This is a genomic window from Candidatus Methylomirabilota bacterium (assembly GCA_036005065.1).
Lineage (GTDB): Bacteria > Methylomirabilota > Methylomirabilia > Rokubacteriales > DASRDR01 > DASYQW01.
Window position 1 is genome coordinate 1 of the sequence record DASYQW010000106.1, and the last position, 9,693, is coordinate 9,693.

The 9,693-nt window shown below is 72.4% G+C and carries 11 protein-coding genes; all 11 read right to left on the reverse strand.

The genetic code is table 11. The features are described from left to right. A partial coding sequence (locus VGW35_07910) for a 2-C-methyl-D-erythritol 4-phosphate cytidylyltransferase (protein ID HEV8307580.1) occupies positions 1–435 on the reverse strand: 435 nt, incomplete at its 3' end. Further along, a complete protein-coding gene (locus VGW35_07915; protein ID HEV8307581.1) occupies positions 432–1,451 on the reverse strand; it encodes an ABC transporter substrate-binding protein in 1,020 nt (339 codons plus the stop codon). The genes VGW35_07910 and VGW35_07915, both read right to left, overlap by 4 nt. Then, positions 1,448–2,539 carry a PIN domain-containing protein gene (locus tag VGW35_07920; GenBank protein ID HEV8307582.1) on the reverse strand — a complete coding sequence of 364 codons (1,092 nt, stop codon included), beginning with the start codon at positions 2,537–2,539 and terminating at the stop codon, positions 1,448–1,450. The genes VGW35_07915 and VGW35_07920 overlap by 4 nt, the downstream gene beginning before the upstream one ends. Beyond that, positions 2,536–3,903: a DNA repair protein RadA gene (radA, locus tag VGW35_07925; protein ID HEV8307583.1), complete on the reverse strand. Its 1,368-nt coding sequence runs from the start codon at positions 3,901–3,903 to the stop codon at positions 2,536–2,538. The genes VGW35_07920 and radA overlap by 4 nt, the downstream gene beginning before the upstream one ends. Continuing rightward, positions 3,900–5,375, reverse strand: a complete 1,476-nt coding sequence (locus VGW35_07930; protein ID HEV8307584.1) for an MlaD family protein — start codon at positions 5,373–5,375, stop codon at positions 3,900–3,902. Before VGW35_07930 ends, radA begins: the two co-directional genes overlap by 4 nt. Continuing rightward, entirely contained in the window at positions 5,375–6,133 is a 759-nt protein-coding gene (locus tag VGW35_07935) for an ATP-binding cassette domain-containing protein (protein HEV8307585.1), read from the reverse strand. The genes VGW35_07930 and VGW35_07935 overlap by 1 nt, the downstream gene beginning before the upstream one ends. Positions 6,134–6,197: 64 nt before the next feature. Beyond that, positions 6,198–6,974 carry an ABC transporter permease gene (locus tag VGW35_07940; GenBank protein HEV8307586.1) on the reverse strand — a complete coding sequence of 259 codons (777 nt, stop codon included), beginning with the start codon at positions 6,972–6,974 and terminating at the stop codon, positions 6,198–6,200. Beyond that, positions 6,971–7,453 (reverse strand): hypothetical protein, encoded by a 483-nt coding sequence (locus VGW35_07945; GenBank protein HEV8307587.1) that lies wholly within the window; start codon positions 7,451–7,453, stop codon positions 6,971–6,973. Before VGW35_07945 ends, VGW35_07940 begins: the two co-directional genes overlap by 4 nt. A gap of 23 nt (positions 7,454–7,476) precedes the next feature. Beyond that, positions 7,477–8,139 (reverse strand): bifunctional phosphoribosyl-AMP cyclohydrolase/phosphoribosyl-ATP diphosphatase HisIE, encoded by a 663-nt coding sequence (gene hisIE / locus VGW35_07950; GenBank protein HEV8307588.1) that lies wholly within the window; start codon positions 8,137–8,139, stop codon positions 7,477–7,479. Beyond that, complete coding sequence (hisF, locus tag VGW35_07955; GenBank protein HEV8307589.1) at positions 8,136–8,909, reverse strand: imidazole glycerol phosphate synthase subunit HisF; 774 nt, start codon at positions 8,907–8,909, stop codon at positions 8,136–8,138. The genes hisIE and hisF overlap by 4 nt, the downstream gene beginning before the upstream one ends. A 103-nt stretch (positions 8,910–9,012) precedes the next feature. Continuing rightward, positions 9,013–9,693: HisA/HisF-related TIM barrel protein (locus VGW35_07960; protein ID HEV8307590.1), on the reverse strand; the 681-nt coding region annotated here is incomplete at its 5' end.

A 9,693-nucleotide genomic window follows, 5' to 3' on the forward strand; every position in this document is an offset into this window, starting at 1 on the left:
CCAGCCCTCCGCCGCGCGCTTCAGCGTCTCCGCGATGGGCAGGGCCGCGACCGCGGCACCGTGCGCGCGGGCTTCGGCCAGGACACCCGTCACGAGCTCGGGCGTCACGCAGGGCCGGACCCCGTCGTGGACGACGATCCAGTCAGCGTCGGTCGGGACCGCGGCGAGGCCCCGAGCGACCGATTCCTGCCGCTCGGTGCCCCCGGCCACCACGGCGCGCACTTTGTGACAGGGGCGGAGCCGGCGGCGCCAGGCTCCGACGTCTTCCGCCGGAACCACGACGACCACGCCCTGGACGGCTGGCATCGCCTCGAAGACATCCAGGGTCCAGCAGAGGATCGGGCGCCCGGCCACGGCGATCCCGAGCTTCTTCCGCCCCATGCGGACCCCTCGCCCCGCGGCGGGGATCACCGCCCACGCCGGCTCGATTCTCACCGGATCACCCGTTCGGCGCGGAGGATCAGCGACTCGGGGATCGCGAGGCCGAGCGCCCTCGCGGTCGACATGTTGATCACCAGCTCGTAGCGCGACGGCTGCTCGACCGGCAGCTCGTCCGGCTTCGTGCCCTTCACGATTCGGTCCACGAAGACGGCCGCCCGCCGGTACATCTCGGGACCGCTCGGGCCGTAGGTCATGAGGCCTCCCCTCGCCGCGAAGTCCGCCCGCCCCGGTCCGGCACTGTTCCCCGGCGAAACGGCCGGGACCCGGTACCTGATCGCCAGGCTCGTGATCTGGCCGCCGCCGAAAAGGACCGGATCGGGCAGGACGAGCACCGCCCCGGCGCGCGCCCGCGTCATCGCCGAAAATGCGGCCTCGAAATCGGCGTGGCCCCGCGCCTTCAGAACCTCCAGCTGCACGCGCACGGAGCGGGCGGCGGACTCGAGCCCCCGGACGGCCGGGCCGTGGTCCGGGTTGTCGGGATTTGACAGCACGGCCACCCGCGTGAGCCCCGGCACGGCCTCCTTGACGAACTCGAGCTGCTTCCCCGCCAGCTCGGTGAACGGCAGCGTGATCCCGGTGACGTTTCCGCCTGGCCGCGCGAGACTGGCCACCAGTCCCAGCTCGACGGCGTCGGGGACGCCCACCAGGACGATCGGGATCGTTCGGGTCACCTGCTGGGCCGCCCGGGCCGCCGCCGAGCCCTCCGCGACGAGAATCAGGTCGACCTTGCGCTCCACCAGCTCCCTCGCGACGCGCGAGAGCCGGCCGTATCGAACGCCCGCCCCGCGGAAATCAAAGATGACCCGCTCGCCCTCCACGTAGCCAAGATCGCGCAGCGCCTGGACCAGTGCCTTGCCGGAGGCGGATGACTCGAGAGGCGGATCCAAGCAACTGACCGCGCAGAGGAGCCCAATCCGGACGGCCTTGGCCGGCGGCTGCGCGGCCGTCTCCCCCGGCGCCGCGACGAGCGCGGCGGCCACGGCTAGGAAGAGGCCCCGGCGCAGGCTCATCGGCGGTTGGCGGCGTCGTCGTCCGCCAGCCGGGTGAAGATCATCCGGCCGGCTGTGGTCTGCAGAACCGAGGTCACCGACACGTTCACGCTCTGGCTGAGATACTTCTTGCCCTGCTCGATGACGACCATGGTCCCGTCGTCGAGGTAAGCCACCCCCTGGCCGGCTTCCTTCCCCTCCCGCAGGACGTAGACGTTCATCAGCTCGCCGGGGAGGACGACCGGCCGGAGCGCGTTGGCCAGCTCGTTGACGTTCAGCACGCGGACGCCGTGGAGCTCGGCCACCTTGTTGAGGTTGTAGTCGTTCGTCACGATCATGCCGCCCACCGCGCGAGCCGTCTCGATCAGCCGCCGATCGACCTCCCGGATCTGCGGGAAATCGAGGTCGTGGAGCTCCGTCCGCACGTGGGGCATCCGCTGGAGCTTCTGGAGGACGTCGAGCCCGCGGCGCCCGCGGTTTCGCTTGAGGGCGTCCGACGAGTCGGCGATCTGGTGGAGCTCACGCAGCACGTACTGCGGGATCAGGAGGGTGCCTTCGAGGAAGCCCGCCTGGCAGACGTCGGCGATCCGGCCGTCGATGATCACGCTGGTATCGAGGATCTTGTAGCTCTGCTCGCGCGGCGCCGGCGCCGTACTCGGGAAGACCTTGCGGGTCAGCCCCCCCAGCTCCTCCTCCCGGCGGAGAGCGGCGACGACGCCGAGGTAGGCCATGAGGAGGGTCAGAAAGCCGCGGCCGGCCGTCGAGTCCGCCGCCGGGACCACGACGACCAGGGCTGCCCGGACGAGCTGGGCCAGCAGCGCACCGGCCAGCGCGCCCAGAGCCCCGACGAACAGCCGCGGGAGCGGGACCCGGCGCGCCGCCTGCTCCAGGGCCAGCACCGCCATGCCCGCCAGGGTGCCCGCGAGGATCCCCCCGACGGTCCAGGCCACCCAGGGGATGGGCAGGTCGAGCGAGTCGGCCAGGAGGTAGCCGCCGTAGGCGACGAGCCCGACGAAGACCCCGCGGACCGGCGTCGTCGGCAGCACGCGCCAGCGGGGCGGCGGGCCGCCGGCGGGCGAGGTGTCGGGTCCGGCGGTGGGGGTTGTCATCCGAGCAAGACCGAGAGGGCCTCTTCCAACGTCCCCACGCCCTTCACCTCGAGCGGATACGATGTCCCGGCCACCAGGCTCGATCGCGGCACGACCGCGCTCCGGAAGCCGAGAGCCGCCGCCTCGGCGAGGCGCGGCTCGAGGCCGCCGACGGCCCGCACCTCGCCGGTGAGCCCGACCTCGCCGAGCAGGACGACGTCCGGCGCCAGGGGCCGCTCGGTGTAGCTCGACGCCGAGGCGAGGACGATGCCGAGGTCGGCGGCCGGCTCCTGGCAGCGCGCGCCACCGGCGACGTTGACGAAGACGTCCTGGTTCTGGAGCGGGAAGCCGGCGCGCTTCTCGAGGACGGCCAGGAGCAAGCAGACCCGGTTGTAGTCGGCCCCGAGAACGGTCCGGCGCGGCGTACCGAAGTGGGCGGGCGACACGAGCGCCTGGAGCTCGAGGAGCAGGGGGCGCGTGCCTTCCAGCGACACGACGATGACCGAGCCCGGCGCGCCGCGGGGCCGCTCTGCCAGGAAAACGGCCGATGGGTTCCTCACCTCGCAGAGCCCGCGGTCGGTCATCTCGAACACCCCGATCTCGTTGGTCGAGCCGAAACGGTTCTTGACCGCCCGGAGGATTCGAAAGGCGGCGTGGCGTTCCCCCTCGAAGTAGAGAACCGTATCTACCAGATGCTCGAGGACCCGCGGCCCGGCCAGGGCCCCCTCCTTGGTCACGTGACCGACGAGGAAGACGGCCAGGCCCCGCGTCTTGGCGAGGGTCATGAGCCGCCCGCCGCACTCACGGACCTGGCTCACGCTGCCCGGCGCCGACTCGAGCTCGGCGAGATGCACCGTCTGGATCGAGTCGACCATCAGCACCCGGGGGGCCAGCGTCGCCACGTGCGCCTCGATGGCCTCGACCGCCGTCTCCGCCAGGACGAAGAGATCCTTGGCCCCGAGCCCGAGCCGATCCGCCCGCAGCTTCACCTGGGCTGCCGATTCTTCCCCGGAGACGTAGAGGACGGGACCCGCCGCTTCGGCGAGGGCGCGACAGGCGGCAAGGAGCAGTGTGGATTTCCCGACGCCCGGATCGCCGCCGATCAGGACCAGCGAGCCGGCGACCAGGCCGCCCCCCAGGACGCGGTCGAACTCGGCGATGCCCGTCCCGACGCGCGCGGCGTCGCCCGCCGAGACCTCGGCCAGCCGGACGGGACGGACCGCGCTCACCGCCATCCCCGGACCGCTCTGCCGGCCGGCCCGCGGGCCGGGCGCGCTCCGTTCCTCCGTCATCGTGTTGAACTCGCCACAGTCCGGGCACCGGCCATACCACTTCCCGGTCTGGAAGCCGCAGGCCTGGCAGCGATAGACCGAGCTCGCCTTCATCGCGTGGATCCGCCTCGCCCGATGGCCGCGCGGATCAGGGCCCGGAGGATGACGCTCCGCTGGGCGCCCTCGAGGAACGCCGCCAGATTCTCGTAGATGGTAGGGTCGGTCACGAGGCCGCCGATCGTCCCCTCGCCGGCCTCGATGCGGGCCGTGATGTCCTTGAGGTTCGCCATCGCCGTCCGCAGGTCAGCCAGCGCCTCGCCGAGCCGCGCGTCCCCGGCCAGGTCGCTGGCCAGGCGGCCGAGTCCCTGAAGCCCCTCGGCGGCCTGCTTGGCGACGTCCTCGGTGCCGGGCTGGGTGAGGCGGCCGAGCAATCCTTCGCCCTGGGCCACCCGGGCCGTCACCTCGCGGAAGTGCCGCGCCGTCTCGCGAAGATCGGTGACGATGGCCTTCCCGGCGGGATCGAAGAGGAGCGCCTGGATCAGCCCGTCGGCCTCGCGCGCCCGGTCGAGGGTCTGGGCCAGGTCCTCCGCCGCCGTCACGACCCGCTTCACCGCGCGGGTGGCGTCGGGATCCCGGACGAGCACGCCGAGGGCTCCCTCGCCCCGCTCGACCGAGGCCACCAGCGTGTCCGCGCGCGCGAGGAGCCGGTCGAGATCCTGGACGAGCCGGCTCTCGCCGTAAACGAGCGCGTGGAGCATCCCGCGGCCTTCCTCGACCTCACGCACGACGCGGTGCACGCGCTCCATCGCCGCCCGCGCCTCGGCGAGCGCGCCTCGCGCTTCCTCGACGAGCCCGGTCGTCTGGGGGTCCCCGAGGAGGCCGTCGAGACGCTTGACGGTCGCGTTGACCTGCCGGAGAGTCTGGGCCGCATCGGCGACGGCCGTGCCGAGCCGTCGGTCGTAGATCAGCTGATGCAGGAGCCCCTGCCCCTTCTCGATCTCGGCCGTGAGGACACGGACGGCGCGCACCGTCTCGGCGAGATCAGGCCCCAGCGTGCTCTCGGTGACCTTCCCGATCGTCGCCTTGAGCTCGCCCGAGATCTCGGCGACGTTCCGGAGCAGCTCCGACCCCTGCTTCATGAGCCGACCGGTGTCGAACGGCTCCTCGGTCGCAAGCTCGGCGCCGTCCGGCAGGACCGTCGCCCCGGGGCTCCCCAGGGTGACCTCGACGATCTTGTCGCCGAGGAGGCCCAGCGTCTCGATGCGGGCGACCGAGTCGGCCCGCACGCGGTTCTGGACACGCCGGACGAGCGTCAGCTCGACCTGGACCTTGGCCGCTCCCGTCTCGGGGAGCCGGATGCTGGTCACCCGTCCGACCGGAACCCCGGCCAGCCGCACGGCGGCGCCTTCGATCAGGCCGCCGATCTGGGTGAACCCGGCGATCAGGCGATACTGGCGCTCGAACAGCCCGGCCTGCCGGCCAAGGAAATAGATGAGGCCGATCAGGACCGCGAGCGCCACCAGGATGAAGGCGCCGACCCTGAGCTGGAGGAGCGTGCGCCCCTGGCCGGGCTGGGCGGGATCCATCAGCCGGTCCCCTCGGGCCGCAGCTCGCCGGCCAGGAAGGCCTGCACCTCGCTCTGCCGGGAGGCGAAGATCTCGTCCGGCGGGCCGATCTGGGCGATCCGGCCGTCGATCAGGATCGCCAGCAGGTCCGACACCGTCCGCGCGAATTCGAGGTCATGGGTGACGATCATCGAGGTCTCGGAGACTCCCTGGGCTTTGAGCCCCTCCAGCAGCCCGGTGATGAGCCGCGCATTGGTCGGATCCAGGCCGGCCGTCGGCTCGTCGTAGAGCACGAGCTCGGGCGAGAGGACCAGCGCCCGGGCGATGCCGACGCGTTTTTTCATCCCGCCCGAGAGCTCGGCCGGCAGCTTCCCGTCCACGTCCCGGAGTCCGACCAGGGCCAGCCGGCCGTGCACGCGCTCGGCGATCTCCGCCTCGGTGAGGCGCGCGTGCTCCCGCAGCGGATACGCGACGTTCTCGTAGACCGTCAGGGAGTCGAAGAGCGCGGCTCCCTGGAACACGAACCCCATCCGGCGCCGGATCGGGAGCATGGCCTCCTCCCGGAGCGGTGTCGTCTCGACCCCCAGGACCTCGATCCGGCCCCGGTCCGGTTTGATCAGGCCGGCCGTCAACCGGAGGATCACCGTCTTCCCCGAGCCGCTCCCGCCCATGACGCTGAGCGTCGTCCCGCGGGGGACCTCGAGGTCCAGGCTGCGCAGGACCACCTGGTCATCGAACGACTTGAGGACACCCTCGAATCGGACCGCCGCGTCGGCCATCAGCCGCCCGCGGCTTCTCGTCGTCCCCGCCCGGCCACGTCCCGCATCAAGTCCCTCGCGGCCCTCAGAAGAGCAGGAAGAGCTTCGTCAGGAAGAAGTCCGCGATGATCACGGCCACCGACACCTCGACCACGGTCGCGGTCGTCGCGCGTCCCAGCCCTTCGGTCCCGCCCGTCATGGTGAGTCCGTTGTAGGAGCCGATCAGCGTGACGAGGATTCCGAAGAAGAAGCTCTTGCCGATCCCCGTCAAGAGGTCGCGGATGACCACCCAGTAGAAGATCGTGTTCCAGTAGAGGAAGATGTCGATCTGGCGCTCGTACACCGCGATCAGCATGCCGCCCAGGAGACCCACGAAGTCGGCCAGCGCCGTGAGCAGCGGAAAGACGAACAGCGCCGCCCACACCCGGGGCACGATCAGGCGCTTCACGTAGTTGACGCCGATCGCCCGGAGGGCGTCGATCTGCTCGGTGACCTTCATCGAACCGAGCTCGGCCGTGATGCCCGAGCCCACCTTGCCGCCCACCAGGATCGCGGTGAGCACCGGCGCCAGCTCCCGGACGAGGGAGAGCGCGACGAGCGGACCCACGTAGAGGTCCGCGCCGAAGCGCGAGAGGTAGACGGACGCCTGCAGGGCAAACACCATTCCGGTGAAGACCGCCGCCGTGTTCGCCACGACCAGCGATCGGACGCCGATGTCGTCGAAGCCGGTGACGACGAGCCCGACGTACCGGCGGGGCAGCCAGGCGTTCCGTCCGACCTCCCAGGCGAGCAGCCCGAGCCCGCCGTAGTACGCGGTCACGCGGCGAGTCCGGGCCGCGAGCGCGCTCCACGCGTCGGTCATGGCATCTCTCCCGTCAGGCTGAAGCTCGCCGCGAAGCGCTCGAAGTCCTCCGCAGCCGCTTCGATTCGGTCCGGGGGGGCCACCACCACGAGGTCGTACACGCAACGCCGCCCCTTCAACGTCACGGCACCCACGACCACCGGCCTCCCATCGAGCCGGGCGGTGAACCGGCTCCGGATGCCGGGCTGACCGGCGACCTCAACCGCCGCCTCGTCGAGGGCCTGCACCTCCCGGAACCCGAAGCGCAGGTGCCGGGCCAGGACCGGCAGCGTCCGCTGCGGCGTCTTCCCCTCGCACGTCGCGTGGGCCATGAGGCCCGCGTCGAGCGATGGGCGCCGGAGGGCGAGATCCGCCGGCGAGTCGATCCGCTCCCAGCCCGGCGGCGGCACGACCCGGTAGCCCTTCTGCGGCACGACCCAGGCCCCACCCGCGAGGTGCCCGGCCGTCGCGCACCCGCTCAGCATCCCCACCATGGCCACCGTGACGCCCCACCCCCGCCCGCTCAGCTTGAGCCCCCGGTGGCGCGACCCGCAGCATGCCGCCGGGCGAGCTCCGCCAGGACCTGCCGGATCGAAAGCCCGCGGGCACCCAGGAGGACCAGGGTGTGGAACCAGAGATCCGCCACCTCTTCGATCAGCCGAGAAGGGCTCTCGGCCACCGCCGCCACGACGACCTCGGCCGACTCCTCGCCGAGCTTCTTCAGAATCGCCGGATCCCCCCGGGCGAGGAGGCTCGAGACATACGACCCCTCGCGGGGCTCGACCTTTCGCGACTGGATCACGCGCTCGACCGCCTCCAGCACCCCCGCCGCGTCGGCTCCGCCCCGGGCGCCCCTCCCGGCCTCATCGACCCGCGTGAAGAAGCAGGTGCGACTCCCGGTGTGGCAGGCCACCCCTTCCTGGTGGACCAGGACGAGCAGCGTGTCGCGGTCGCAGTCCGCGTAGACCGCCTCCACGTGCTGCCGGTGGCCCGAGGTCGCGCCCTTTTCCCAGGGCGCCTGCCGCGAACGCGACCAGAAGTGGGCGCGACGCGTCTCCAGGGTCTTCCGGACCGCGTCGGCGTCCATCCACGCGACCATGAGCACCTCGCCGGTCCCCGCCTCCTGGACGACGACCGGAATCAGCCCCTGGGCGTCGAAGGTGAGGTCGGCCGCGGGCTCGCTCACGCGATGACAGTCTCTTCGAGGCGCACCGGCACCCCGCGTTCCCGGAGGTAGGTTTTCGCCTCGGCGATCGTGTGCTGACCGAAGTGGAAGATGGACGCGGCGAGCGCGGCGTCCGCGCGGCCCGCCGTGAGCCCCTCGTAGAGGTGCGCGAGGGACCCCGCGCCTCCCGAGGCGATGACGGGGAGCGACACCGCGACGGCGACGGCGGCCGTCAGCTCGAGGTCGTAGCCGTCCCGGGTCCCGTCCCGGTCCATACTCGTCAGCAGGATCTCGCCGGCGCCGAGGCCCTCGGCCTCGCGGGCCCAGGCGACCGCGCCGCGACCGGTCGGCCGGCGACCGCCGTGCGTGTAGACCTCGAAGCCGCGGTCGGCGCGCTTGGCGTCGATGGCCACCACGATGCACTGGCTCCCGAACCGCTCGGCGGCCTCCCGGATCAAGGCCGGCCGGCCGAGCGCCGCCGTATTGAGGGACACCTTGTCCGCGCCGGCCCGGAGCAGCGTCCGGATGTCCTCCAGGCTCGCGATGCCGCCCCCGACGGTCAGCGGCATGTAGATCGCCTCGGCGGTGCGTCGCACGACGTCCAGCATGATGGCCCGCCCCTCGTGGGACGCGGTGATGTCCAGGAATACGAGCTCGTCGGCGCCTTGCCGGTCGTAGGCGACGGCCGCCTCGACCGGATCGCCGGCGTCGGCCAGGTCGACGAACTGGATCCCCTTGACGACGCGCGCCTCCTTCACGTCGAGGCAGGGGATGATCCGCTTGGCCAGCATCCCCGGCTAGTTGAACCGGGGGGGGAGCGGCGGCGCTCCACCCCCAGGCCCCCCCACCGCATTCATCGAGCCGTGATGCGCGAGGACCATGACTCGCGGCTCCTCAAGCGGGAACGGCGGCGACGGCCGCCCGGAGGTCGACCGCTCCGGTGTAAAGCGCGCGCCCGACGATCGCGCCCGCCACCCCGGAAATGGCGGCGAGCCGCACGATGTCGAACAGCCCGGCGATGCCGCCCGATGCGATGATCGGCAGCCCGGCCCCGGCGGCCAGCGCCGCCGTCGCCTCGAGGTTCGGTCCCCGGGCGGTCCCGTCCCGGCGCACGTCGGTGTAGATCACGGCGGCGGCCCCCGCCGCCGCTGCCCGGCGGGCCAGCTCGAGCGCCGTGAGGGGCACGAGCCGAGTCCAGCCGTCGATCGCCACGCGCCCGTCGGCCGCATCGACGCCGACCAGGATCCGCCCGGGCCAGCCCCGGCAGGCGGCCTCGAGGAACGCCGGCTCGAGCGCGGCCCCGGTGCCGAGGATGGCAAAGCCGGCGCCGGTCGTCAGGGCGGCCTCGACGGCGGCCAGGTCGCGCAGGCCCCCGCCGACCTCGACCGGCACCGGGGCCACGGCCCGGACCAGCGCGGCGATCACCGGGGCGTGGCGCGGGCCGCCCGCGAAGGCGCCATCGAGGTCGACGACGTGGAGTCGCGGCGCCCCCTCGGTCGCCCAGCGCCGGGCCCAGACGACGGGGTCGTCTCCGAACACGGTGGCCGTGTCCGCGCGCCCCTCCACCAGGCGGAC

What these genes read in the sequence shown, in the direction of transcription:
- hisF (HEV8307589.1), bottom strand. Translation starts at nt 8,909, where the DNA reads ATGCTGGCCAAGCGGATCATCCCCTGCCTCGACGTGAAGGAGGCGCGC.
- VGW35_07930 (HEV8307584.1), bottom strand. Translation starts at nt 5,375, where the DNA reads ATGGATCCCGCCCAGCCCGGCCAGGGGCGCACGCTCCTCCAGCTCAGG.
- VGW35_07935 (HEV8307585.1), bottom strand. Translation starts at nt 6,133, where the DNA reads ATGGCCGACGCGGCGGTCCGATTCGAGGGTGTCCTCAAGTCGTTCGAT.
- VGW35_07940 (HEV8307586.1), bottom strand. Translation starts at nt 6,974, where the DNA reads ATGACCGACGCGTGGAGCGCGCTCGCGGCCCGGACTCGCCGCGTGACC.
- VGW35_07920 (HEV8307582.1), bottom strand. Translation starts at nt 2,539, where the DNA reads ATGACAACCCCCACCGCCGGACCCGACACCTCGCCCGCCGGCGGCCCG.
- VGW35_07915 (HEV8307581.1), bottom strand. Translation starts at nt 1,451, where the DNA reads ATGAGCCTGCGCCGGGGCCTCTTCCTAGCCGTGGCCGCCGCGCTCGTC.
- radA (HEV8307583.1), bottom strand. Translation starts at nt 3,903, where the DNA reads ATGAAGGCGAGCTCGGTCTATCGCTGCCAGGCCTGCGGCTTCCAGACC.